This window comes from Halalkalibacter krulwichiae (assembly GCF_002109385.1).
Lineage (GTDB): Bacteria > Bacillota > Bacilli > Bacillales > Bacillaceae_D > Halalkalibacter > Halalkalibacter krulwichiae.
Window position 1 is genome coordinate 2,449,815 of the sequence record NZ_CP020814.1, and the last position, 22,065, is coordinate 2,471,879.

Annotated in this window: 35 protein-coding genes and 1 tRNA gene; 4 read left to right on the forward strand and 32 right to left on the reverse strand. The window is 33.9% G+C overall.

Going from position 1 to position 22,065, the window contains the following annotated elements:
- Complete coding sequence (locus tag BkAM31D_RS12315; RefSeq protein WP_066149582.1) at window positions 1–339, reverse strand: hypothetical protein; 339 nt, start codon at window positions 337–339, stop codon at window positions 1–3.
- A gap of 452 nt (window positions 340–791) precedes the next feature.
- On the opposite strand from BkAM31D_RS12315, the gene BkAM31D_RS12320 reads away from it, so the two are divergent.
- The 3 genes from BkAM31D_RS12320 (at window position 792) to BkAM31D_RS23585 (ending at window position 1,648) form a co-directional block, all read left to right on the forward strand.
- Entirely contained in the window at window positions 792–1,016 is a 225-nt protein-coding gene (locus tag BkAM31D_RS12320; RefSeq protein WP_066149585.1) for a helix-turn-helix domain-containing protein, read from the forward strand.
- Between the two features lie 62 nt (window positions 1,017–1,078).
- Window positions 1,079–1,486, forward strand: coding sequence for an endonuclease domain-containing protein (locus BkAM31D_RS12325; RefSeq protein ID WP_066149589.1), 408 nt, complete (start codon window positions 1,079–1,081; stop codon window positions 1,484–1,486).
- 12 nt (window positions 1,487–1,498) lie between these two features.
- Window positions 1,499–1,648 carry a hypothetical protein gene (locus tag BkAM31D_RS23585; RefSeq protein WP_157076737.1) on the forward strand — a complete coding sequence of 50 codons (150 nt, stop codon included), beginning with the start codon at window positions 1,499–1,501 and terminating at the stop codon, window positions 1,646–1,648.
- 266 nt (window positions 1,649–1,914) lie between these two features.
- On the opposite strand, the gene BkAM31D_RS12330 is transcribed toward BkAM31D_RS23585, so the two are convergent.
- The 19 genes from BkAM31D_RS12330 to BkAM31D_RS12415 all read right to left on the reverse strand — a co-directional run bounded on the left by BkAM31D_RS12330 (window position 1,915) and on the right by BkAM31D_RS12415 (window position 15,015).
- Window positions 1,915–2,298 (reverse strand): hypothetical protein, encoded by a 384-nt coding sequence (locus BkAM31D_RS12330; RefSeq protein ID WP_066149592.1) that lies wholly within the window; start codon window positions 2,296–2,298, stop codon window positions 1,915–1,917.
- Window positions 2,299–2,317: 19 nt separating this feature from the next.
- The gene (locus tag BkAM31D_RS12335; RefSeq protein WP_066149595.1) at window positions 2,318–2,773 is read right to left on the reverse strand and encodes a hypothetical protein; all 456 of its coding nucleotides are present in this window, start codon (window positions 2,771–2,773) and stop codon (window positions 2,318–2,320) included.
- Between the two features lie 301 nt (window positions 2,774–3,074).
- On the reverse strand, window positions 3,075–3,272 hold the full coding sequence (locus BkAM31D_RS12340; RefSeq protein WP_066149598.1) for a hypothetical protein: 198 nt from the start codon (window positions 3,270–3,272) through the stop codon (window positions 3,075–3,077).
- Between the two features lie 67 nt (window positions 3,273–3,339).
- Window positions 3,340–5,478, reverse strand: coding sequence for a phage tail tape measure protein (locus tag BkAM31D_RS12345; RefSeq protein ID WP_066149601.1), 2,139 nt, complete (start codon window positions 5,476–5,478; stop codon window positions 3,340–3,342).
- Window positions 5,478–5,729 carry a hypothetical protein gene (locus BkAM31D_RS12350; RefSeq protein WP_157076738.1) on the reverse strand — a complete coding sequence of 84 codons (252 nt, stop codon included), beginning with the start codon at window positions 5,727–5,729 and terminating at the stop codon, window positions 5,478–5,480. Before BkAM31D_RS12350 ends, BkAM31D_RS12345 begins: the two co-directional genes overlap by 1 nt.
- A gap of 59 nt (window positions 5,730–5,788) precedes the next feature.
- Window positions 5,789–6,115, reverse strand: coding sequence for a hypothetical protein (locus BkAM31D_RS12355; protein ID WP_066149607.1), 327 nt, complete (start codon window positions 6,113–6,115; stop codon window positions 5,789–5,791).
- Window positions 6,116–6,170: 55 nt separating this feature from the next.
- The gene (locus BkAM31D_RS12360; protein WP_066149609.1) at window positions 6,171–6,722 is read right to left on the reverse strand and encodes a hypothetical protein; all 552 of its coding nucleotides are present in this window, start codon (window positions 6,720–6,722) and stop codon (window positions 6,171–6,173) included.
- Between the two features lie 7 nt (window positions 6,723–6,729).
- Window positions 6,730–7,173, reverse strand: coding sequence for a hypothetical protein (locus BkAM31D_RS12365; protein WP_066149611.1), 444 nt, complete (start codon window positions 7,171–7,173; stop codon window positions 6,730–6,732).
- Entirely contained in the window at window positions 7,170–7,505 is a 336-nt protein-coding gene (locus BkAM31D_RS12370) for an HK97 gp10 family phage protein (RefSeq protein WP_066149614.1), read from the reverse strand. The genes BkAM31D_RS12365 and BkAM31D_RS12370 overlap by 4 nt, the downstream gene beginning before the upstream one ends.
- Window positions 7,505–7,825, reverse strand: coding sequence for a hypothetical protein (locus BkAM31D_RS12375; RefSeq protein WP_066149617.1), 321 nt, complete (start codon window positions 7,823–7,825; stop codon window positions 7,505–7,507). Before BkAM31D_RS12375 ends, BkAM31D_RS12370 begins: the two co-directional genes overlap by 1 nt.
- Entirely contained in the window at window positions 7,822–8,127 is a 306-nt protein-coding gene (locus BkAM31D_RS12380; protein WP_066149619.1) for a phage head-tail connector protein, read from the reverse strand. Before BkAM31D_RS12380 ends, BkAM31D_RS12375 begins: the two co-directional genes overlap by 4 nt.
- Before the next feature lie 11 nt (window positions 8,128–8,138).
- Complete coding sequence (locus BkAM31D_RS23955; protein WP_169801072.1) at window positions 8,139–8,303, reverse strand: hypothetical protein; 165 nt, start codon at window positions 8,301–8,303, stop codon at window positions 8,139–8,141.
- Between the two features lie 61 nt (window positions 8,304–8,364).
- On the reverse strand, window positions 8,365–9,183 hold the full coding sequence (locus BkAM31D_RS12385; RefSeq protein WP_066149622.1) for a phage major capsid protein: 819 nt from the start codon (window positions 9,181–9,183) through the stop codon (window positions 8,365–8,367).
- A gap of 70 nt (window positions 9,184–9,253) precedes the next feature.
- The gene (locus BkAM31D_RS12390; RefSeq protein WP_066149624.1) at window positions 9,254–9,895 is read right to left on the reverse strand and encodes a DUF4355 domain-containing protein; all 642 of its coding nucleotides are present in this window, start codon (window positions 9,893–9,895) and stop codon (window positions 9,254–9,256) included.
- 104 nt (window positions 9,896–9,999) lie between these two features.
- On the reverse strand, window positions 10,000–10,866 hold the full coding sequence (locus BkAM31D_RS12395; protein WP_066149627.1) for a minor capsid protein: 867 nt from the start codon (window positions 10,864–10,866) through the stop codon (window positions 10,000–10,002).
- Window positions 10,853–12,175 (reverse strand): phage portal protein, encoded by a 1,323-nt coding sequence (locus tag BkAM31D_RS12400; protein WP_066149631.1) that lies wholly within the window; start codon window positions 12,173–12,175, stop codon window positions 10,853–10,855. Before BkAM31D_RS12400 ends, BkAM31D_RS12395 begins: the two co-directional genes overlap by 14 nt.
- A gap of 11 nt (window positions 12,176–12,186) precedes the next feature.
- Window positions 12,187–13,791, reverse strand: coding sequence for a phage terminase large subunit (gene terL / locus BkAM31D_RS12405; RefSeq protein WP_084371959.1), 1,605 nt, complete (start codon window positions 13,789–13,791; stop codon window positions 12,187–12,189).
- A gap of 125 nt (window positions 13,792–13,916) precedes the next feature.
- Complete coding sequence (locus tag BkAM31D_RS12410) at window positions 13,917–14,477, reverse strand: recombinase family protein (RefSeq protein ID WP_066149633.1); 561 nt, start codon at window positions 14,475–14,477, stop codon at window positions 13,917–13,919.
- A gap of 130 nt (window positions 14,478–14,607) precedes the next feature.
- Window positions 14,608–15,015, reverse strand: coding sequence for a helix-turn-helix domain-containing protein (locus BkAM31D_RS12415; RefSeq protein ID WP_066149636.1), 408 nt, complete (start codon window positions 15,013–15,015; stop codon window positions 14,608–14,610).
- A 99-nt stretch (window positions 15,016–15,114) separates the two neighbouring features.
- Between BkAM31D_RS12415 and BkAM31D_RS12420 the strand changes: the two genes are divergently transcribed.
- A complete protein-coding gene (locus BkAM31D_RS12420) occupies window positions 15,115–15,756 on the forward strand; it encodes a hypothetical protein (protein ID WP_066149640.1) in 642 nt (213 codons plus the stop codon).
- 18 nt (window positions 15,757–15,774) lie between these two features.
- On the opposite strand, the gene BkAM31D_RS23590 is transcribed toward BkAM31D_RS12420, so the two are convergent.
- The 12 genes from BkAM31D_RS23590 to BkAM31D_RS12465 form a co-directional block, all read right to left on the reverse strand.
- Window positions 15,775–15,936, reverse strand: coding sequence for a hypothetical protein (locus BkAM31D_RS23590; protein ID WP_157076739.1), 162 nt, complete (start codon window positions 15,934–15,936; stop codon window positions 15,775–15,777).
- Between the two features lie 48 nt (window positions 15,937–15,984).
- Complete coding sequence (locus BkAM31D_RS12425; RefSeq protein ID WP_169801074.1) at window positions 15,985–16,161, reverse strand: DUF4177 domain-containing protein; 177 nt, start codon at window positions 16,159–16,161, stop codon at window positions 15,985–15,987.
- A 67-nt stretch (window positions 16,162–16,228) separates the two neighbouring features.
- Complete coding sequence (locus BkAM31D_RS12430) at window positions 16,229–16,444, reverse strand: hypothetical protein (RefSeq protein WP_066149643.1); 216 nt, start codon at window positions 16,442–16,444, stop codon at window positions 16,229–16,231.
- 46 nt (window positions 16,445–16,490) lie between these two features.
- Window positions 16,491–16,643, reverse strand: coding sequence for a hypothetical protein (locus tag BkAM31D_RS23595; RefSeq protein ID WP_157076740.1), 153 nt, complete (start codon window positions 16,641–16,643; stop codon window positions 16,491–16,493).
- Window positions 16,643–16,903 carry a hypothetical protein gene (locus tag BkAM31D_RS12435; protein WP_066149646.1) on the reverse strand — a complete coding sequence of 87 codons (261 nt, stop codon included), beginning with the start codon at window positions 16,901–16,903 and terminating at the stop codon, window positions 16,643–16,645. The genes BkAM31D_RS23595 and BkAM31D_RS12435 overlap by 1 nt, the downstream gene beginning before the upstream one ends.
- Before the next feature lie 39 nt (window positions 16,904–16,942).
- Window positions 16,943–17,016 (reverse strand) — tRNA-Ile (locus BkAM31D_RS12440).
- Between the two features lie 26 nt (window positions 17,017–17,042).
- Window positions 17,043–17,207, reverse strand: a complete 165-nt coding sequence (locus BkAM31D_RS23600; RefSeq protein WP_157076741.1) for a hypothetical protein — start codon at window positions 17,205–17,207, stop codon at window positions 17,043–17,045.
- Window positions 17,197–17,445 carry a hypothetical protein gene (locus BkAM31D_RS12445; protein ID WP_066149650.1) on the reverse strand — a complete coding sequence of 83 codons (249 nt, stop codon included), beginning with the start codon at window positions 17,443–17,445 and terminating at the stop codon, window positions 17,197–17,199. Before BkAM31D_RS12445 ends, BkAM31D_RS23600 begins: the two co-directional genes overlap by 11 nt.
- 109 nt (window positions 17,446–17,554) lie before the next feature.
- Complete coding sequence (locus BkAM31D_RS12450) at window positions 17,555–17,827, reverse strand: hypothetical protein (RefSeq protein WP_066149653.1); 273 nt, start codon at window positions 17,825–17,827, stop codon at window positions 17,555–17,557.
- Window positions 17,827–18,237, reverse strand: a complete 411-nt coding sequence (locus BkAM31D_RS12455; protein ID WP_157108286.1) for a hypothetical protein — start codon at window positions 18,235–18,237, stop codon at window positions 17,827–17,829. Before BkAM31D_RS12455 ends, BkAM31D_RS12450 begins: the two co-directional genes overlap by 1 nt.
- A 257-nt stretch (window positions 18,238–18,494) precedes the next feature.
- Window positions 18,495–18,713 carry a hypothetical protein gene (locus BkAM31D_RS12460; protein WP_066149659.1) on the reverse strand — a complete coding sequence of 73 codons (219 nt, stop codon included), beginning with the start codon at window positions 18,711–18,713 and terminating at the stop codon, window positions 18,495–18,497.
- A 363-nt stretch (window positions 18,714–19,076) separates the two neighbouring features.
- Window positions 19,077–21,782, reverse strand: coding sequence for a hypothetical protein (locus BkAM31D_RS12465; RefSeq protein ID WP_066149662.1), 2,706 nt, complete (start codon window positions 21,780–21,782; stop codon window positions 19,077–19,079).
- Between the last annotated feature and the right edge of the window lie 283 nt (window positions 21,783–22,065).

A 22,065-nucleotide genomic window follows, 5' to 3' on the forward strand; every position in this document is an offset into this window, starting at 1 on the left:
TCAAATTAACGGATTTGTCAACACAAAGAGGATCAATCCACCAACTAACACCCATGGTAAAGCTATCTTTACATAGCCAACGATATCTTTTGCTAATTCCTGCTTACGCTCCATAATAAGTAATCGCTCTAATAAAGCGACACCAATCAACACTCCACCGACAATAAAGATCAACCCATAAGCCTGAGCAATTGGTTCAGGTGGATTTAACATTGAAGAAGGACTAAATATTGTTGAAGCTGGTAAAACAGAGAACAATGTTAACCCAACTGTTTTCTTCTTCTCTTTGAACGAGCCATCCATAAAATCACGGAAATTTATTCTTTGCTGTTCACTCATGTTAGCCTCCTAAAATTCCCATAAATTTTTTCGAAAATGATGTATAACCATTTCTAATTTGGGCAAACTAATAAGTTAGACCTCACAGTCAACATTGTTGCTTTTACCCCTCCTTCCTTCCCCTTGCGCTCCCCTTTCCTTCCTCCCCTCCACTTCGTTCTATTAACAAATCTACAAAACTTGCTACAAAGCCTATTGGACAAAATATTACTTTTGTATCTACTTCTGTTGTAGCAATAAAAGTAATTACTTTTGCTGATTTAATAGCTATATCTAGTGGACTAGATTAAATCTACTTTTGTAGTTGCTTTTGTTAAATTCTATTCACATTGCTTGTACACGTTTCACCATTTCATAAAATATTTTCTCCTCAAATGGCGAAACCTATTCAAGATTAATAGGAGGATTTAATTAACTACTTGTCTAATTATTTAGCTTAAGGAGTTGTTAAAATGTGGGGATTGAATAAGAAAAGATCTAAGATAGGTAAATTTATAGATGAACATGGTTTTACACAGGAACAATTATGTAAGGCAGCTAACATAGGAAGAAATACTGCAAGTCGCATTTGTTCTGACCCCGAATATATGCCAAGTACAAATACAATAAAGAAAGTAATGAAAGCCATAAGAGAAATCGAACCTAATGCTAAAACTGAAGACTTCTTTGATTTGTAGTGCGTTACCTATATAGGGTTAACGCTTTTTTATTTGGAGATAATATATATCGGTGATTAAAAATGATTGAATATATTGTCTTCTCTTCTCTAATTATTTTCACGATTGTTATTTTCATAAAGCACCTTATAGATACAAGAAATGATAAGCCTGATACCACTGCTAATGAATACTCTAAATGCGAGTCTCCAATTGAAAGACGTCTATATAATGCATTGGTCAATAATGGTTATGTTGTTAGAACTCAAGTACCTTGTGGTAAATACAGAATTGATTTGGCTTTAATCGGATCTAAATTAGCTATTGAATGCGATGGTAAAGCCTATCATAGTTCTCCAGCGCAGAAAGCCCATGATAGGCGTAAGAATGCTTTTTTGCGTAAACACGGATGGAAAGTATTAAGGTTCTCCGGAAAGCGTATATATAGGGATCTAAATGGTGTATTAAGGAAGATTGAAAACGAAATATAAATGGAGATTTAAATGAATGACATAGAACGCAAAGTGAAACAAATCATACAAAACTTACAGATTACCAAAGGGAGAAATCCTACAATTGAAGAGTTAATGCAATGGACAGGTAGAAGCAAGAAGGATTTACTGGAGATATTGAAGAGTATCGGATTCAGATGAATTTTCCGGTTCAGTCTTAATTAGAAATTAAAAAGACCTCTAAAAGAGATTGAGGTCTTTTTAATTTCATTTCAAATTCATTAATTAGATTTTCTAATTCTTTTTTCATAGGACATGCCTCCTTTTCTTAATAATAGCTAAAAAGAGGCAAGTTTCAACAAAATAGCTGATTTTCTGACATGATTTCTATTAGATAGACTTTCACTTGAAATATCACTCCTTTCTAAAGAAATTGAACAATAAAAAACACCTATAAGGAATAGGTGTCAATTGAAGATTTTCTCTAGCTCTTCTCTTTTATTTTCAATGCTTAAAAATATTTCCTCAATTTGATAATTGTTAACACTGCTTTCTTTGTATGTGTTAATCATAATAAATATATCCGCTAAGTTTTCTAAGATAGCTACTTCTTTTTCTGTTAAGTCATCTGAACCTAGATACTTAACATAAAGTTCTTGAAACTGTTGTTGTGCCTCTTCACTTGGAAATTCAGATTCCCCTGAAATGAAATCTTCAAGCGCTCGGTAGGATTCCGAGGAAACAGTCCAAATCTCACCTCTAACATCTGTAGGCTTCTCACCAGCAGACACCCCACATGCCGACAACAACATCAAGAACACAATTACTATTAAGATGCTTCTTTTAGACAAGTAAATTCCCCCTCTCATACTAATTTTCTACAAGTGTTGAATCAAAAAATTCATAATTAGCAAAGTCCAATTGTGTTATAGACTTCTTGAAAATCCCTTTTTCATTGGGGTTTAATCCACCACTTCCTGGAATTGGTATTAATGTAGAATCTACTATGCCTCCACTATTGTCATATAAAGCAACTTGAGCATAACCCATAATTTTTTTACTATGTTTATTTGTTATTTCACCAGTCATTTCATACCAACCGTTTATACTATTTTTACTAACAGTTACATTTTTAAATTCTAATTGTGAAAATAGATCAACTTCATTTGCGCTTACATTTTCGTATTCATAGGAACTTAACTCTGAGACCCTTTTATCACTTGTGTTACTACATCCAGCAATCATGAGTAAAGCAAGTAACAAAGTATGTAGTTTCAAAAACATCTTCCTTTTCACCAATATTGCACCTTTATTTTTGTATTCCAAAAGAACCACTCCTTCAATTAGCAATATATGAAAATTTTACCATAACCCTATATAAAGTAGAACTATTTTACTAGAAATATATAACACCATATTGTAATTAGTCGTTAAAAGAAAAAAGGGTTTACCTCAATAGCTACTCAAAGTAACTAGCAAGGTAAACCCTCAAAAAAACATGTGTATTTGGTTCGATTCTCCACTTTATAGGTCATATTAGCAACGAAAATAATCTTCAAGTATAAATACAAGGGTAAACACTTCCCTAACTCACAAGTCCAAATTTTCTGTAATATGGTACATGAAATTATATACGTGCTAAACGCTGTGCAACTCGTTTTCTCGCAATCGGTAATTTATACTGAAGAGCAATTACCTTACCATCCTTCTCATATGTAGCCATCAAGTGAAAATCATCATAATAGCGCTTAATACGATTCATAACATCTTTACTCTCCGTATAAATCACGTAATGATACTGGTCTAACTTCCATGCTTCTGTCATAATATCACCTCCTCCTTAAACAAAAAAGGCTTACCCACTGGAATTTCCCAATGAATAAGCCAATAGACTACTTAGAACCAAAGTAGCCACCTTTACTCTTAATTTTATTTACCATGCGGTCTATAACTTGATCTGCACCTTGTTTATCTGAGCTGTGAATCGTGTTGTGCATTTCAATGTTAAAATGATATGTATTATTATTTGAGGTTGAATTATTCGTATTACTAACGTTATTCCCTTCAATTCTTTCAGCTAACCTTTGATAAACTGCATCTGCAAATGGATCCATTTGTCTACCAACGAGAGGAACGATTGCCTCTTTTCCCGCTTCACCGAGTCCCGCTATAGTTGGCTCATCAAAGAAACCACCATTTTTATGCCATTGTACGTCAAATGAAGGATATGGTACACCCCAGCTATTCTTCTTCATATCTACAGATACTTTTGGTATTTTAAGCTCAGGCAAAGACCATTCAAAATCAAAAGCAGACTTTATCCTATCTATTGCTGTTTGAACTGCCTCTCTTGCTGCTTCTACCGGTGTTATAATTGCTTCTTTGATGTTATTGAAGATTCTTTTCGCTGTAGAATAAATGTTTTCGAAAATATCAGACACTCGCTCTTTCATAGTATTAAAGGTACTTCGGACAGTATCACTAATACCTGAAGTTATCGTTGATACACTTGAAGAGATAGCATTCCAAATATCAGAAAAAGTCTTTTGAATAGACGATAGAGCAACAGAAATAAGTGTTTTCAATACGTTCATGGCTTGTTTAATTATGCCTTCTAATACCGACATCACTCCACTGGTAATTTTCTTTATACCCTCGAAGGCTTTATTCCAATCCCCTTGTAAAATTCCTAGCACCGTCTGAACAATTCCTTGAATAACGGATAATACTCCCTGAATCACAGTTTGGGCATTTTTCATTGTATTTTGAATGTACGAGAGAATTGCGCTACCATACTTATCCCATAAATCAGATACAATCTCTAATACTGTTTGTGTTATCTCACTTATAGTCTGCATGATAGATTCGATCGTGTCTCTCATACCAGAAAAGGAACCATCTGAATTCGAGCGCATTTCTTCGAACTTTGTCTTTGCCCAATCAATAATTCTTCCTATAAATTCAAATACTGTATTCATTGCATCTTGAAGCTTAGGAAGTATCTTTTCAGCAAGGTTTATCATGGCTTCACCAATAGGCATAAGTCCAACCATTGCATTATTTTTCATGATTTGAAAACGCTCACCAAGCGTTAGAGTATCTTCTCCAGCTTTTTCAATGGTTTCAGAAGAGTTAGCAAGTGTTTCCTGTAATTCTTCAATAGAAAAAGCTCCTGATTGAATCATTTCAGCCATTTCAGGTCCTGCTTTAGCCCCAAATACCTCCATGGCTTTAGCTGTAGCTTCCCCAGCATCTTCCATGTTTTCTATCTCATCAATTATCTGTGGCAATACTTCTGCTGGGTCTTTACCATCCTTAGCAATATTAGCTATTCCTTTTGAGAAAGCTGACATAGCTTTATCAGCATCATAACCCTTAGCCTCAAGATTCCCCATCAAAGTAGCTGCTTCATCGTACCCTAATCCTGCTGTACGCATAGTAGCACCATGCTTATCCATTTGAGACATGAGGTCTCCCACACCAGCGCCTGTTGTTTGAGCGACATTCCATAAGAGATCCATCTTGTCCATAGACTCTTCAGCACCAATGCCCCAAGCTTCAAAACCACGACTACCACTTTCAATAAGTTGACTAGAAGCTTCACCAGAAATACGAGATAAATCAAGATAGCTCTTTGATAGATCTTCTAATACTCCACCAGTTTCACCAGTACGAGTATTTAAGTCTGCAAGAGCTGTAGCAACTTCCTCTGCATCTTGAGGTACTTCTTTAAAAACATTTTTAAAGCTATCCTCTAGATCACTCAGCGCATCACCTGTAGCCCCTGTGCCTTTCCTGATTATGCCTGAAGCTTTTTGAAACTCTTGACCAGCATTAAATGAAGCCGTACCTATACCAACTAGCGCTGCACCTAAAGAAGCTACCGCCCCAAGAGCTAGACCTCCAAGGACTTTCCCCATCTTAGAACCTTTTTTTTCTGTCTCTTTTTCTGCATTAGCTAACCCTTTTTCAAGTGAAGAACTATCAACAGAAATTTTTGCTTGATATTCCCCTAAATTATATGTACTCATTAGTTATCACCTCCTCCAGTTTTTGAAGTGGTGTAACCTGTGATTGCTCTAATAGCAGATAGATCAGCATCTTTTCTTGGATTCATATATCTACGTGCTTTGTCTAAATACTCTCTACCTTCTTCTGACTTCTTTAACTCTTTAACATGGCATTGTTTGATATATGCGAGAAAATGACTGTGAGGCATTTGTAGGATGTATTCATGAGAGAAGTTGTAGTAAGAGGCTAATAGAGCGAAGTCGCTGAACAATTCATACTCATCATTAAAAGAAGCCGTATCCCCTTTATCTGAAGGAAGATACGGCACTTTTAGTTTTTTGATTCAGCATTTTCAACTACTTTAGATTGATAAATTTGTACAATACGTCTCATTTGAGAAACACTAACATTTTTCTCAACAAATTCCTCTGTTACGTCTTTAGACTCATCCTGACTTAAAATCAAAGTAACCATTTTTACGAACGATCCAAACTGTGCTTTATTCGTTTTGGCTTTTAAAGCCTTGTCTTCAAAATCTAAAAGTTGATTTACAAGATGTACACTAGGCTCAGGTGGTATAGTAAATTGATTGTCCTCAGCAAATTTTAAAATAAGTGGTTCTTGTGTTAGTAATGAAAGATCAATAATATTTGACATAAAATACACTCCTTATGATTGTTTTTCATAAATAAAAAAGAAGGGTTTCCCCTCCTTAGATTTCTTCTACAATTTTTACAATGTTACCGTCTTTACGGTTTGGATCAGCAAGTAATCTAAACTCAAAAGTAAAGACTGATTCAGACTCAGGATTAAATGTAAATTGAAGTCCTGATCTATTTTGCGCCTTATACATTTTTAGCTTCAGTTTCTTCCCATCTTGTCGCTTAGTATGTACGAATAGGAGTTGTTTTGCTGGCACGGTAAGTTTACCACCAATACCAAGAGTACGCTTTGTTGCATCCTCACTATAGTAAGTGGATGAAATTTCGTTCAATACTTTTAAATCTAGCGTACAAACACCAGCGTTAAAAAGAACTTCTTCCGAAGTCACAAAACTAGCTATTGTTTGGTTAAGTTTCCCCCCATTTACATCGTACCAGTTTTGAGTATAATTTAACGTTGATTCACCAGAACTTTCCCCTATTTTAAGCATATCTGCTTCAATTTCTTCATCTGTACTTTCGTCAATATCAACACTTTCAGGGAGGATAAAAAGCTCTCCCGCTCCAAAAAGAATTGAATTATTATTTGTATTATCTGACATTAATTAGTCATCCTTTCAGTGTAATTAAGTAATATTGATTTTGTTCAAACACTTTTTCATTTTCATGAAACAAAAAAGACCCACCTGTCATAAGCTGGGAGTTTAAAATTATTTGATTGTTTACTATGTTAGATGGACGATCATTAACTTTCTTTTTGAAATCAAGTAGCTCAATTAATCGACTAGTAATATCGTTTAATTGTTGCTCATCGGCTGTCACAAGCGTAACTTGTACTCTATGCTCATTTGCTACTTCCCTTTGAGATAAAGGTACAACGTTATAGACAATGTAAGGATAATCAATAAAACTTCCTTTTTCATTTAGTTGCTCCTTACTAAATGCTTGAGGTCGACCGAAGAAGATCTTTAACTTATACTCAAAAGGATAATGATCAAGCAACTCACTAAGTTTTTCATCAGAAGTTAGATACTGAAAGAAGGTAATATTCATTTGGGACTCATCCCCTTAGCAATAATCTGTTGCATATTGCTTTGATTCTGCTCAATTGCATCACGTATGTATGGTTGTCCAGTAATATTACGAACAACACTGCCCTCATGTACAACTTCAGCATATTCAACATTATTAGTACCAACTTCAACATCTGAAGAGTCTTCATTATGTTTAACTTCTGAACCTGTGCTTCTCCTAAGATGACCAGTCTCACCAACTGGTGCTCTCATCTTACTTTCACGTTCCATCAACATACCAATCTCATTAGCTACCTTTTCACGTTTGCTTCTTACGTCTTTAATAGCTTGCTGAAATTTTAAGTTTTTCATTAGTTAGCCCCCTTTCTAATAAGGACTTCATAATGCTTATCATATTTCATAATTTCAGTAACCTTATAAGACTCCTCTAGATACTCAATATCTGAAAGAATTTTCAAATCCTCATTTGGTTTACAGAATACACGATTTGTAACTTCAACAAACACACCATAAGTACGTTCTGCTAAAGTATTAGAATATGGTTCAACTTCACCCTTAAATGGAGACTTAATTGTTTCAGGATCACCATAGATTGGACGACCAAAAGGATCATAATCAATTACTTGACCATTTTCTTCAGTAACGATATACAAAGTTTTAGTAAGTCTCATACAAATCTCATCCTTCTATTTTCATTTAATCTACGAATAATATCAGGAGGAAGATCATCTCTATAAGATTCACTTAAACTACCCTTACCTTCTGAAACAATATTTTCAACACCTTTATTTCGATAGTTGAAAACTGCAATATCCTCAGCTAATTCCTCAAGGGAAGAATTTAGCTCTTTTACATTACAATACGTTAAGACATGATTAGTAGCCCTTGTTAGATAGATCAGAAGAACATTATCTTCACTATTATCATTATCTTTTAAGTCTAACAGGGCTTTTATATTAGCTATAGAAGGCATAATTTAACCCCCTATTCCTTAGGCTTCGTTTTAGTAACTCGCTTAGTAGTTGCTGCTTTGCTTGTAGACTTAACTTCCCTTACCTCTTCATAATTAGCATCTTTTTTACAACGCTTAATATGATCAGGATCTACTACTTCCCAAACGAGACCAGTTAGTTTATTTTTAAATTTCAATTACATCACTCCTTACTATTAAAAAAGAGATAGAGCAAAGCCCTATCCCTCATGTATTTGATTATTGATTAGTAATAGTAGCCGTAAGAACCGCTAAAGCTTCTGGACGAATTACTTCAGCACCGTATACAAATAAACCACGAACACCATCAGCAAAGCTATTTTCTAAGCGCATTGCCTCTGTCTTCTCAATCTGCTTACCATAACCAATAGCTTGCTTATTTAGTGCCATAATTTTTAACTTACCGTTAGTATTTGGCAATTCTTCAGATACAACAACTTGCATGCCGTTTATCTTCTGCCCTTCAACTACACCATTTTCAAGAACAGTAGGATTCTTTGTGAAACGATCATCTTTGGATAATAGTCCCAACACTTCTGATTCAATAATGACAAAGCGATTAGCTTTAGGTACTTTCTTTTTTGAAAGCTTAGTACCAAGATCAACAATCTTGTCATAAACATTAAGTTTATCTAGTGCGACCGGTTCAGCATCACTTCCAATAACATTATCTTCATGAGCACCAGTGTATAGACCGAGAACAAATGTATCAATTTTTTCTTTTGCATTATCCGCTTCTTGTTCTGTATAAGCGCTTAACACATCCCCTTTTGCTTGAACCGCATCCACGTCATCACAAGTAATAGCAAAGTATTTCTTTTGATCCATGTGTAGTTCAACAGGAGTTGTACTTACTGAATTCCAATCAATAGAACCTTCATAATCTTTAAGTTCCGAAGCTCCAATACGGTTAAATATAATTTTATTACCTTCAATTCGTACTGGTGGAGTAGTAATAACCTCCGCTACTGAAGCCTTTGTATAATTTGCTAATAAACGAGAGTCCCATACTGCTGGAATAAATGATTGTACTGACATATTAATATCACCTTTACCTTTTCTAATTTATGTATAGTGCTTATTTAACGTCTAGCCCGAAAGACAATTATTATTGTGCTAATGCTTCATCAACTAATGATTGATCAAGCTTGCTAATTTCTTCTACTGACATTGATTGAAGTTGTTCACGAGTAATTGTTGTTGGTTTATCTCCATCTTTTGGAGTAAAACCATTAGACTTTAATTTCTCATTCACAACTGTTTGAAGATGACTAGACCAAACATCTTTTAAACTTGCCAAGTTAGCCTCTGTTGCCTCTTTACTCTTTGTACCTTTTTCATCATCTTCACTTTCTATTTTGATAAAATAGTCTATAAGATCCGTAGGCAATGAATTGTCTGAAGCAAATTTAAAAGCTGAATTACGAAGAGTCTCACGTAATTTATCCTGTTCTAACTTTTGAAATTTTCGTTCTAATTCTTCATATCTCAAATCTTTATCATCTTTATTACTAGTTCGCTTAGTTAACTCATCAGTAATAATTTTTTCAAGGTTGTTGCTTTTCCATGATTCCAATCCACGACTAAAGTAACTATCTAAACGTGGTTGTAAAAGCTTCTTCCCATCCTCTGTATCAAGAAAAGTTGTTACTCCCTCAGGTGTTACTTGAGATAACCCCTCAAGGTATGCTTTCACTTCTTCTTGATCTTTGTTTTCTTCTAAAAACTTCTTAATTTCTTCTAATGTCATAATTAGCCTCCTACCCTTTATGTCCGAAGCCATAAAGTGCAACATTTTTGTTTTTCACGCTGTTCTTTTACGTCTGCAACATGAAAAAAGACATAATAAAAAAGCTAACCAAATTGATTAGCTTTTGCCCATTCCTCATACGTTTGATAAGGAATGTTTTCCCTTGTTTCATTGTCTCTTCTGATATTTGTACCACCTTCAATAACTGGGACAATATCGCATTTACAATTTGGATGATACGGAACAACAGGACGAATTGAATCATTAAGATCAAAGATTTGCCCATCTAAGTCGGCACAATCAGCACATGTATTAGCTTCAAGAGTAGCCAACCATTGAACCTGTTGAATTCCATTCTCTTCATAGACCTTTTCTCTTGATTCAGTGATTATATGCGCTGTTTCAGTACGTACTAACCTTTGAGACTGATAAGCCTTGCTATCAAACTGCTCATCAAACACTTTTGCAATCTTTTCTAGCTTATGACCTTCTCTAATTCCCCTTTCAAGGTTAGTAGATAAAGCCTCTTTTAATGCTTGCTGATTTCTCCAAATACGCTCGGAGAAGTGCGCACCTGACCAATCTTGATTAATAAAACTATCAAGAACAGATTGATTTTCTCGTTCAAAATTAATACCAACACCTATATTTTGCTCTAGAGTGTAAGCACTTCTATAATACGATTCAGTGAACGCTGCACCTAGAATAGCTGTAATAGTAACAACTTCAAAAGTTGAAATAGTATTTAATTCTTGATCAAGTTGCTCTTCAAATTGAGACATAACACCAGTAAGATAGACTTGGTTATAGTCAATCACTCCATCCTCTGCATAGTCCATATATAATGAAGCAAGTAGTTGTTTGACCTTCTCTTTACTACCTTTATACTGATTTAAGACAACATCATAATCATTATCAGATTGCTCCAATAACTCTTCTAGGATTTTTAATAAATCATCATTCAGCGCCATTGTTACTACCTAATATTTGTTGGTTACGATTTCTTAAATCTGCATCTAATCCAGTAGAATCAAGTCCATTTTTGAGTTTCTTAATTTCAAGCGAAGGTTCTTGGATTTTTGGATGCCAACTAAGGAGCGTTTCTAGGGGGACTATATTTACTAATTTAGCAATTTGATCTGTGATTGCTGCTTCATCTGCAGGAATATCCCTCGAAAACTTGAACGAAATGTCTGAAGGCTCATAATCCTTACCTTGTTTATTTAACATAGTAACAATCATGCGAATACGCTTTCTAAGTGCTTTCTCCATCTTACGTTCTTTCATACTACTTTTAGTTTCGAGTCCGAAAAGGTGAAATTTAAGTGCCTGACCTGACAAATTACTGGAGAATTTAGAAGATGTTAAACGAGGAGTATCTGATTGCTCATGAATTAAATGATCAAGTGTTTCGTATAAATTATTTTGAAACTCTGCATTAGCATCTTTCGTTAAAAACTTGGCTTGCCCAACGTCATCTAACAAAAGAACTCCATCTTGTTTCATTTTCTCAATATCTTCTTTTTCTGTGGCTTTATACCCTGCTAAGATTAAATACGCATTTACAAAACTTTCATTGCTATTAATCGCATCTGAAAGTAAAGTGTTTATTGCATCTACTTGAGTAATAATTTCCTCAAAATCGCCTTGTTCTTCTTCATTATTTAGGTAAATCGTAATTGGCACTTCACCAAAATAATGCTCAAGATCATTTTCATTATTATCTGAAACGTATGTATTCCCACCATCACTAGAAATAAAGTGATATATTCCATTTTCATCATATACTTCTACCTTTATTTCCTTTGAATTATCATCTTTTTTCAATTCCCAATAACGTAAACCAAAGAGAATATTATTTTTACTATCTCTTTCAATGTACATTTCAAGTGGACTGTAATGATTAAATCGTATGTTTCCATTCCTATCAATAAAGTAAAGCTCATAGCATTTACCGTATATCGAGAAAGTCTTAATGATTTCAGCGTTTGTATCTTCTTCATTATTAAGATAATTAATCATCTTTATGTCATTCAAGAAATTTTGATTTCCTGATTGTGATACATAAGCTAATGGCATAGAAGCAAAATAGCCTAACATGGTATTGATAATCTTCTTTGGATAAAGTGTAACTACCTTATTGTTCGGCTTATGTTTGTCCGGCAATTTCCGTGACAAGATTTTATGCTTGCCTATATAATAATCAAATAACTTTTGATACCTGGGTAATTCAAGCTTATGCTTCTTAATAGCTTCTTTAATTTGATTGCTTGTAACCAATGCCTAACCTCCTATATTCCTAACATTTTTCTATCTATCGTTTGAATGCGTTTATTCCCTTTTAGCATCTGAACAGCACCAAATAAGCTATCTGGACAATCATCAAATTTGGATTTAGAAGAATAATCCTTTATTTGAGTGTTGTACGTATGATTATCAGAATTGAAAAGAATGTCACCTGAGTTCACTTCCGGCTGTAATGATTCAATTCTAGATTCTTTCTTTCCTTTTGAATGCACACCAATAATAGGAAGGTACAAACTTTCCTTCCATAGCGCTTCTTCAAATTTTTGTTTCATGTATGACTGTGCTTGAATCGTTTCAAATCCAATACGATCAACAGGAAACGTATGTATTTTCTTCGCTGCTATTTTGAATAGTTCATCAGGTAAGACTTTGTGCATAGAACCATCAAGAATATATTTTTGTTTCGTTTTCGTATGTTCTCCAAGAATGGTTATTGCGCTAAAGTCATTCCTTTTACCAGCTTTAATGGCTGGATCTATATACATAACAATATCTAATTCATTTAACTCAGGTAGAGACTTCCAATATTGAATCTTTTGGAATATGTATTCACCTGCAGATTTAGGTTGATTCATTAACTCTTTCCAAAATGATATCTCACCATCATCTATTTTCTTTTTCATTAAGTCATAGTAAGTCCAACGTTCATTCCATAAAACTTGAGTACCTTTTAACATTTCCTCTTTATGCTCATTGAAATAAGAAAAAGCTGTTTCTTCCCTATCCTCATCTTCCCTATTTGTATAGAGTGATTCCCAATGGCTCCATAAATCTAACGCATCACTAAAAGTAATGACCGCTTGCTTTCTAACCTTTTTCCAACCAGTAGTATCAGGATCAAGAATGTCTGAAATTAAATCATCTTCTGATAAAGTTGTCCCTACTAGGAGATAGTTAGAATAAGAATCACCTAAATTAAGAACCGATTCTTTGAATAAGTTTTTAACCTTTTCATTCTTAGATTCAGATTCAACCATTCCATCAGTAACCATATCATCACAAAGACAAAGCTGTGGTCTAAGACCTTTCCATTTGATCCCCCTGAGAGTTCCAAGGATACCTCTAGCCATGATACATGAATCATTCTTTAGCCATATCTCTTGCGCTGACCACTTTTCACTAGACTTTAATTCTCCAAAGTCTTCAATAATTGCTTCATTAGAAGTTACCTCAGCCTTAATATCATTCATTAATGCTACTGCTAAATCATCTGAAGCAGAAAGTAATAAAATGAATCGAATACGCTTGAAAAGGATTAAATGAAGAGGTGTAAGGAAGGAAACTATAGTGGATTTTCCGTGATTACGTGGGACTGCGTAGATTAAACGTTGTCCTTCTTTATGGAGAAGATCATCTAACTCTAATAATAGTTCACGTTGAAACTCACCAAATTCTCTCCAGAACACTTTAGGAAAGTAAGCTAATGCAAAGTACTCAGCATCTATTTGTGCGAGCTTTTTCCGTAAACCATTCTGACCAATGAGATTATTTTTGTGTGAAATGAGGAGTTGTTCTATTTCAGAAGGAGAGAAATGTTTTTGAAGATATGTGAGAAGAAGTTGTTTTTCATTTGTGCTTAATGTGCTCAAGCGTTCACCTCCAATTTTTAAGGGTAGAAAATACCACAAATTTTCTTAATGTGACTGTTGCAGGGATATTTGACTCAAGAATAGAATACCCCTACCTCTATTAATTTGAACAAAAAGAAAAGCCATCACTTATCTGTGACCGCCTTCTTCTTGGCTCTAATTAATGTACTTTTACTAATTCCTGTTCTTTCTTCTACTTGCTTATAAGAGTTAGTTTCTAATAGCTCTAGAGCGTGCTCTATTTGCTTCTTACTATACTTGTTTGGTCTTCCTTCTCTGAAGTCCTCACGCTGCTTAGCAATAGCCTTACCTTCTTGTGTACGTTCCACTATCATATCACGCTCAAACTCAGCAAATGAACTCATAATGTTAAAGATAAGTCTACCTGTTGGTGTATCTTCCACTAGCCCCATATTAAGCACATGAACCTTTACACCCTTTTCAAATAACCTTTTAACTGTTTGAATAGCATCTACTGTGGAACGTGCAAAGCGGTCTAATTTAGTTACAACAAGAGTATCACCTTTACTTAATTTAGAAAGCAACTCCTGAAATTGTGGTCTATCTGATTTAGTACCAGTAAACTTTTCATCATAGATAATTTCACAACCTTCATTCTTTAAAGAATTGATCTGCGATTCTAAATCTTGACCAACTGTTGATACTCTTGCGTAACCATATTTCATTTAAAGCACCGCCTTATCAGCATATATTTATGACACTAAGTAATGACACCTTTGTATATACTGATACTACTACACTGAATTGTCAGTGTCAATACCTTTAAGTTATGACACCGATAAGAACAAAAAAATATTACTCTTCTTCCTTCTTATCCTTCAACATATCCATAAGCTCATTGTAATCTTCGTCATTGCTTTTCTTATCTTCAATGATTAAAGTCTTACTGTTAAGCCCAGCCTTCTCCAAGATTGACTGAATAGCTTGTAAACGTGCATAGACTGTTTTGTTATCCTTAATCTCACCATTTGCCATTTTAACAAGTTCTTTAGACAGTTTCTTACTTGATACCTTAAATGTATTAAGAGCATCATGTAATGATTCAGTTGCTAAAGAATCTATGTATTCTTGTGCCTCCGGTTTCTTCAAAAGATTATAAATTGATTTACGATCAGCATAGCCACACTCCTCAGCAATCTGTTGTACAGTGTGCATACCTTCATAATACATTCTGATAGCTTTTAATTGATTATCTTTTAACATACCCTCACCCCCTATATTGTGTAAAATCGAGAACCTATTTGCCCTATATTTATCTTAAACTCAAATCAATTCATGCTATAATTGTACTGAGGTGATTGAATGTCTTCATACGTTATTATGACTAATAGACAAATGGATAAAAAGCTCACCATTTACTATCCTATAGAACAATATAAAGAATACGCAGAACTAATTGAAACTCACTTATCAAAAAAGTCTCAATGGTTTGCAGATGAAGCTAAAAAATTATCACCAGAAGAATATGAAGAATTTGAGACTTTTTATTCTGATGATTGGTACAACCATAGATTTGTTTATTCTCAAACGCACCGTAAATCTTTATTTAATACCATATACTCATTCCTTGAAAAGACACTTCTTAATATTTGTCAGAAACAGGACAAGTCTAATAAGTCTCTAGTTAAATATAGCGATATTAATGGTAAAGGAATAGATAAATCCAGAACATACTTAACAAAAGTAATAGGTATCAATATCCCTCAAACAGACTGGGAAATACTAAAATCTTATCAATCAATAAGAAATTCACTCGCTCACAATGATGGGGAAAATATTAGTCAGAATGATAAAATCCCTCCAGCAATTCGTAAAGTTGAATCGATTCGTATCGAAAACGACAGAATTAAATTAGATCCAGAAGCTTGTGAGAAATTTCTAGATAAGATTGAAAACTTTCTTAGTAACATCCATGACCAATGCTACAGCACAGAAAAGGAGTAACCTCAATTACCCTTTTCTTCATTTTTCCTCACCTATCCGCTTATCCATCTTCTTATCAATCATCCTAAACAAACTCCTCATCACTATCTTCTTTCCCTCTTCATCAGAGCTATCATGAATCCTTACTAACTCTCTAATCTGTTGTTCAAATAAATCTGACATATTCTTATATTCACTCATGTTTAATTCCTTCCATATAAAAAAGCACCCCAAACGGATGCCGATTTTCTAACTATCATCTCTTTCAAAAATAGCAATATTAACATCTGTATTTCCCTCATTAATTTGAGGAATAAAGCTATGCAATCTCCAACCACCTTTAGTGTGATCATTTAACTCAAATTCAAGGTCTCTAAATGACTTCTTACTCTCTACAGGGTTCAATTTTACCGTTTTATACTCCAAGTTATTCATCCCTTTCCAAAAACCTTATGGAAAAGTTTACCACAAAATAACTTATAATCCTAATTACTTATTCTCCTACAACTTCAATAGATGAAATATGACTCGGATTAATCATAATGGTTTCCTCTTCATCTAAGAATAAAAAGGTATTCTTCAACACTCTAACTTTCCCACCCATAGGCACACCATTTTCATTATAGAAGCTCTTCAAAAGTCCTGAATGACTCTCAATATTGTTTACTATGTATTCTTTGCCACTGTCCATAATTATCTTATATCTCATACAATCATCTCCTTATTAATAACTTTCCTACATATTGTCCAAACGCTCACCCTACCCAAAAACCAAAACACATAGCACCAATACTAGCTATAGTAATAGCTGTAAAGTTAATTCGTCTATCCTTATCGGTCTCACCAATTGCACCTAAACCGAACAATATCATAAATATAAACAACAATACCTGAAACGTTAACAGCATTATAAATATGCTCCAATCCAGTTAAACTCTATACCCTCATCTACTACTACAAAGCTCTGTAATGGTTGGTCTTCCTCATCCATATTAAATCCTTGATTAGCCTGCAAGAAAATTAATTCCTTACCATTAATCATCACTTGTGTATCTGCTCTATTCAAGAAGCTAAATTTGTATAAACGCTTACGCTCTGGTATTACCTCTTGATTTGCTGTACTTGTTTCTAGTCGCTCACTACCCAAATAACCTATTCCAATTCTCATTTATAACAGCTCCTTAGTTTGATTCATACTATTATTAAGTGGACTTTACAGGATTCGAACCTGTGACCTATCGCTTATGAGGCGACTGCTCTGACCAACTGAGCTAAAAGTCCAAAAAGAAAAAAGCTAATCACTTAGCTCAATCATCATCATCTTCAAATTCTTCATCATTACACTGGGCATACCAGTAATCAAGAATATTTATTCTATCTTCATCGCTTAACAATTGATCCTTCTCAAGCTCTTCAGCTAACTCTTCGAAGGCACTAGCTTTCAATACTGAATAACTCTCTTTATTCACCATTCAAAATACCCCTTATCGCTTCTCGTTCTTCTTCCTTTAATCGCTCCATTTTATCAATTAAATTGGCAAATACCTCTAAGCTTTCAAGGAATTGTTCTTTTTGACCTTGACTCAATGTTAGGGTTTTCACTTTATCTAGTGATTTCCAATCATCCAAACCACTACATTGACCACATTCCCAGTCATATAATTCATCATCTGTAATCTTTAAGTTACATACGTTACACTTGTAGCTCATTATTCAATCTCTCTCCCTTGCTCCACTTTGTATGTTTATTAAAATTCGTTTGATTCCCTCATTGCATTTATCACAATTATCAGTAATGCACATACAACGACTACAATAATTAATGAAGGACTGTAAATTCTTCTGTTCCATCTATCTCAGCTACTTTCCTAATTTCTAATTTCAACCATTCACCATTTTTGATTTCTGCAAGTGCTATTTGATAATAATTACCTTTGATTGGCTCATAATTTTCTCTAAAAGATTCATTAACACTTTCAATCTTAGCTACTTCTTCAATACATCGCTCTTCATTTTCAGCCACAAATAAACGAACGTCATCAACAGTATCTAAATGTTTAGGAGTAACAAGATACAAGTATTTCTTATTCATTATCCCAACTCCTTAACTCTCAACTTCGGTGTGTACTTCTTTTTAAATCTCTTCTGCTCTTTTTCAGTCTTATCTAAATATCGTTTAACAGCTTCAAGCTCTTCAGCGCTCGGCTCTTCGTAGACTTCTTCTGGAGATGTCCCTCTAGGTTGTTTAACCTTTTCAGTAGCATCAACTTCAATGCTCACAGGTGCGACAAGAGGCTTATCTGAGTTTTGAATATATGCCTTTATGTAATCCAATTCTTCTAAGATCTTCTCATTTTCATCCATTAGCCTACTTATAAAAGGGAATATACCGCCAAATAAATTGTTATTTGCTTCATTTACCTTTTTATACAATAATCTGTCAAGCTCATAAAAACTCATTGCTGAAACTTTATATTCTCTGTCTGATTTTCTCATCATCATCTATCCTTTCGGCTCAAATTTAAATTTATAAAACTAAGAGGATTTTGTTTCGAGGAACACACGAACAGAGCTAGATACAAATGACCTAGCTCACTGTCTCTCATGTGCTATAAAAAATAAAAATAACATTATTTGGAGGAATAAATAATGAAATCGTAGCAGATTCTCTCTATTTATTCGTTTGCTCATCGTTTTATTTAATGTCGGACGATAGCAGGGGCGCACTGTAATAAAACCAGCCGATACCGACAAGAAGCCTAATTAACTTTCACACGTTTCATTACAAATTGATCCGCTTGCTCAATAATGTCTTTAATTTTATTTTCATTGCTAATAGATAGCCTTGTTTTATTCCGAAAAAACTGTGATACTGCTGCTTGTGAAATCCCTAATGAATCAGCAATTGTTTTATTTTTTATCTCCTTCTTCATCGCTAGGAAACGTAATTCCTCTATCTCTTCAATCGAAAGTCTCAACTCAACTCCCTCCTTTAAACGTAAATTTTATATTTTAACTTTACTTATTAAGCGTAAAAAAGAGAACAGGAGGAGACGTTACTAAACCTGTTCTTCTAAAGACTTAGTAAGCTGGCATACTTACTAAAGTTATAATCGTTACATGGAAATGGGGGAAACCAACTTAAAGCTTTACATCTGAAATTATATATAGTACAGTATAATTACGAGGTAAGTTTAATGTTATTTAATTAACAAAAAAAGAAGAGTAGTACTACACATCGTATAGACTATCATACCACTCTTTCCATATAGGGAACTTTTTTCAATCAAAAAAACCTCAAAAATCTAGCTTAAACACTAGGTTTTTTGAGGTTCCATTTTTTAAAGGTGTGAATTTTTCGGCTTGAAGGCATTCAAGAATACCTCTTTTTGTGTTGAATGCAACACATTTAGCAATCTTATAGCATCTTCACTGTTATCTTTAACCATTCGCATTAAGATGGCACACATCGTATCTTCCTTTACATGGAGTTTTTCTACATGAAAATTGTAATATTTAACAATATTTTTTATACGATTGTTCCGCTCATCCTCATCATTAATACTACTATACACACTTTTTATATCGCTACTGTATTTCTTGACATTATCTCTAATCTTTTTTTGCTGGTGGCGATTTGCTTGTTTCACTTTATGTATCACTAACAAACTTCTAAAATCAATATCTTCTCGCTTAGTTGCATATTTAAGATAACTTAATTCTTTGACAAGATAATCCATCGGGCAATCGTAATAGCTAATCCTATTCCCTATTGTGTTACTTTCGCTTATGAATTGCCAAAACTTAGGCTTCCTTTCAGCTAATTCGGGTAACTCTTCAATATGTTCGATCTCATCTTGTATGTTTATTTTATATAACTTTTTACTTAAATCGATAGCCACTCCTGACAAAACCGTTAAAACACCCGTCTTCTGTAGCAGTCTTTCCAACTTTCTACCTTTAAGACCTTTTGATTTCAAATGCCAATATGTAGACAAACAAAATTGACCCAAATTAACAACATCCCCTATTTTTTTTGAGCTTTTAGCTAATATATTGTCAATCTCACTCATGCTCAGTTTATTTAGTTTGTATTCCTTCTTTTCACTTTGTAACTTGTTAATACAAACTCGATATTCCTTTTTACACGCTTGAGCAATGATTTTTAACTTTTCGCTATCAATTAAAAGCACCGTATCAGAGTCATAATCACTACCGGATAACGTATCCTGCAAAGGAAATTCCCATGCATTTACGGCAACAATATTTTTACTGAAATTAAAATACTCTTCAATCTCTTTATTATATGTATTCTTAGCTAATAGAACGTTACTAGGGCTAGTATTAGGGTTTCTGAAGCCAACTAGATCAACTCCAAAGTCAAACATTGTTGTAAATATTTGATTACCTCGAAGGGATAACTCAGGATTTTTAACATTAAACTTACCAATGCTATGCAATAACATTTCATAAGGATTTCCGATCATAACGCAATAGTCTGCTTTAGGAATACGCACTTTCCCACTTTTGACTTTCTTTCCATAGTCATAAATTTCTTTAGAGCGGAACTCCCTAAAAATTTCTGTATGTACAATATCGTTATTTCGTCTATATAAATCAATTAACATTTGATGACTATTCATTTCATTAGTGTTCTTTTCAAGATGCTCAATAAAATGCTCATCACTTTCTTTAAGGTTCATTATGTATTCTTTTTCATAGCCTGCTAATTGAGCAACATCATCTTTATTTAACGGTAAGCAATTTACCATTTGATAAGAAAGGGATTGAAGGATATTTCCCTTTTCATCTGTTCCATGTTTTGATTTCTTTTCATGCTTACAAACCCCAAAAATAATACCTTCTGAGCTTACTAAGCCCTTCCAATGAGAAAACATTGCATTATTTAATCTTCTCATAACTTCTTTGTCCTTTAGGTTTTCACCTTCTTCAGCAAAAACATTACTGAATTTAAGACATTTCAGACTAGAAGGAGTTGTTATCATATGCACGTCTTTAGCAAGGATCTCATTACCAAACATGTCTGTAAGCTTCCATTCATTATATGGAGTATCATCTGGACATTTATCCTCAAGAAACTTTTGTATCTTAGTATTGAACGCTGCAGATTTAAAGAAATGGTGACGTAACAACTTCATTGAACCAGCGTGATCAAAATACTGTTCATCAAGTAATGATTGTCCATCGAATAGACTGTTGCTAACCTTAACATTTTCCTTGAAGCTGTCTAGTAACCCTGTCTTCTTATCGGTTCTTACAACATTGCAAATCTCATCAAATTCACTATTGATATCATCTACAACAAGAATGTTTTCAGGGTTTATCTTGATCGTCCCTTCTATGGATGAACCAACAAGAGACTCATAAGAAAGCAAACTAGCTAAATCAATTGGTTGATTATCCTGAAAAGGTAGGTACATCCTAGACCAATTTATCATTTCATTATAAAGTTCTTCACGAATTGCTAATACTTGACCAGTTCTACTTTTAGAACTAGATCGTTTGTACACCTTATAAGTGATTACCTCAATTTTATTAGTCTTTATATTTTTAAACTTCAATGTGAATCCATTCTCATAAAGATGCTCCCTTAACTCATCATTCTTAAGTTCTTTCCACTTCTCTTTGTAGGTTTGAGGATCTTCCTTCTCTTCAGAAATATGTTTAATAAATCCCTTTAGTTTCTCCTTGTATCCTTCCAACTTTTCTTTCTTTTCTTCTGTTTCAGCTTCAGCAATCTTTTTATCTAGCTTTCTCATTTTACTTTTACAAGCTTTAATAATCTGGTCGCCCGATTTAACTTTCTGTTTGAATTTTACATTGATTATGTCATTGCTAATTTCTTTATCACTCGTTTTAACAGTCATCGTTGATAAACCTTCTTGCTTCAATTTAATCAACTCAAGACTATGAGGTATCATACCAACGTAATTAAGATCAATTTCTTTATCTCTAATCATATTGCCGTAAATGTCGTTCGCTTCAAGTGAAAGTATGTAAACTTGCTTGTTGTTGTTTTCTGCCATTAAGTCGACTCCTTCTATTTTCAATTGATTAAATTATGTATGTAAAAAGAACACTTCAAAATACCTCTCACAATTGTCCAAGCGTGCCCTTCGCGCGGACACATTGAGTACTGATTATTATATTGGTTATGGATTGGTTATAGATTGGTTATTATTACTGGTTATACATTTAACTCTTACTAGTGTTAAAACCATGCTGCAAAGTTTTTTCGTAAGATGCATTTCAAAATATGTAAGATGCAAAAGTTAAACATGTAAGATGCATTTATTAATTCGTAAGATG

Coding starts and splice junctions, on each gene's coding strand:
- BkAM31D_RS12315 (WP_066149582.1), bottom strand. CDS start 339: ATGAGTGAACAGCAAAGAATAAATTTCCGTGATTTTATGGATGGCTCG.
- BkAM31D_RS12320 (WP_066149585.1), top strand. CDS start 792: ATGTGGGGATTGAATAAGAAAAGATCTAAGATAGGTAAATTTATAGAT.
- BkAM31D_RS12325 (WP_066149589.1), top strand. CDS start 1,079: ATGATTGAATATATTGTCTTCTCTTCTCTAATTATTTTCACGATTGTT.
- BkAM31D_RS23585 (WP_157076737.1), top strand. CDS start 1,499: ATGAATGACATAGAACGCAAAGTGAAACAAATCATACAAAACTTACAG.
- BkAM31D_RS12340 (WP_066149598.1), bottom strand. CDS start 3,272: ATGACAGAAGCATGGAAGTTAGACCAGTATCATTACGTGATTTATACG.
- BkAM31D_RS12345 (WP_066149601.1), bottom strand. CDS start 5,478: ATGAGTACATATAATTTAGGGGAATATCAAGCAAAAATTTCTGTTGAT.
- BkAM31D_RS12355 (WP_066149607.1), bottom strand. CDS start 6,115: ATGTCAAATATTATTGATCTTTCATTACTAACACAAGAACCACTTATT.
- BkAM31D_RS12360 (WP_066149609.1), bottom strand. CDS start 6,722: ATGTCAGATAATACAAATAATAATTCAATTCTTTTTGGAGCGGGAGAG.
- BkAM31D_RS12365 (WP_066149611.1), bottom strand. CDS start 7,173: ATGAATATTACCTTCTTTCAGTATCTAACTTCTGATGAAAAACTTAGT.
- BkAM31D_RS12370 (WP_066149614.1), bottom strand. CDS start 7,505: ATGAAAAACTTAAAATTTCAGCAAGCTATTAAAGACGTAAGAAGCAAA.
- BkAM31D_RS12375 (WP_066149617.1), bottom strand. CDS start 7,825: ATGAGACTTACTAAAACTTTGTATATCGTTACTGAAGAAAATGGTCAA.
- BkAM31D_RS12380 (WP_066149619.1), bottom strand. CDS start 8,127: ATGCCTTCTATAGCTAATATAAAAGCCCTGTTAGACTTAAAAGATAAT.
- BkAM31D_RS12385 (WP_066149622.1), bottom strand. CDS start 9,183: ATGTCAGTACAATCATTTATTCCAGCAGTATGGGACTCTCGTTTATTA.
- BkAM31D_RS12390 (WP_066149624.1), bottom strand. CDS start 9,895: ATGACATTAGAAGAAATTAAGAAGTTTTTAGAAGAAAACAAAGATCAA.
- BkAM31D_RS12395 (WP_066149627.1), bottom strand. CDS start 10,866: ATGGCGCTGAATGATGATTTATTAAAAATCCTAGAAGAGTTATTGGAG.
- BkAM31D_RS12410 (WP_066149633.1), bottom strand. CDS start 14,477: ATGAAATATGGTTACGCAAGAGTATCAACAGTTGGTCAAGATTTAGAA.
- BkAM31D_RS12415 (WP_066149636.1), bottom strand. CDS start 15,015: ATGTTAAAAGATAATCAATTAAAAGCTATCAGAATGTATTATGAAGGT.
- BkAM31D_RS12420 (WP_066149640.1), top strand. CDS start 15,115: ATGTCTTCATACGTTATTATGACTAATAGACAAATGGATAAAAAGCTC.
- BkAM31D_RS23590 (WP_157076739.1), bottom strand. CDS start 15,936: ATGAGTGAATATAAGAATATGTCAGATTTATTTGAACAACAGATTAGA.
- BkAM31D_RS12430 (WP_066149643.1), bottom strand. CDS start 16,444: ATGAGATATAAGATAATTATGGACAGTGGCAAAGAATACATAGTAAAC.
- BkAM31D_RS23595 (WP_157076740.1), bottom strand. CDS start 16,643: ATGCTGTTAACGTTTCAGGTATTGTTGTTTATATTTATGATATTGTTC.
- BkAM31D_RS12435 (WP_066149646.1), bottom strand. CDS start 16,903: ATGAGAATTGGAATAGGTTATTTGGGTAGTGAGCGACTAGAAACAAGT.
- BkAM31D_RS23600 (WP_157076741.1), bottom strand. CDS start 17,207: ATGGTGAATAAAGAGAGTTATTCAGTATTGAAAGCTAGTGCCTTCGAA.
- BkAM31D_RS12445 (WP_066149650.1), bottom strand. CDS start 17,445: ATGAGCTACAAGTGTAACGTATGTAACTTAAAGATTACAGATGATGAA.
- BkAM31D_RS12450 (WP_066149653.1), bottom strand. CDS start 17,827: ATGAATAAGAAATACTTGTATCTTGTTACTCCTAAACATTTAGATACT.
- BkAM31D_RS12455 (WP_157108286.1), bottom strand. CDS start 18,237: ATGATGATGAGAAAATCAGACAGAGAATATAAAGTTTCAGCAATGAGT.
- BkAM31D_RS12465 (WP_066149662.1), bottom strand. CDS start 21,782: ATGGCAGAAAACAACAACAAGCAAGTTTACATACTTTCACTTGAAGCG.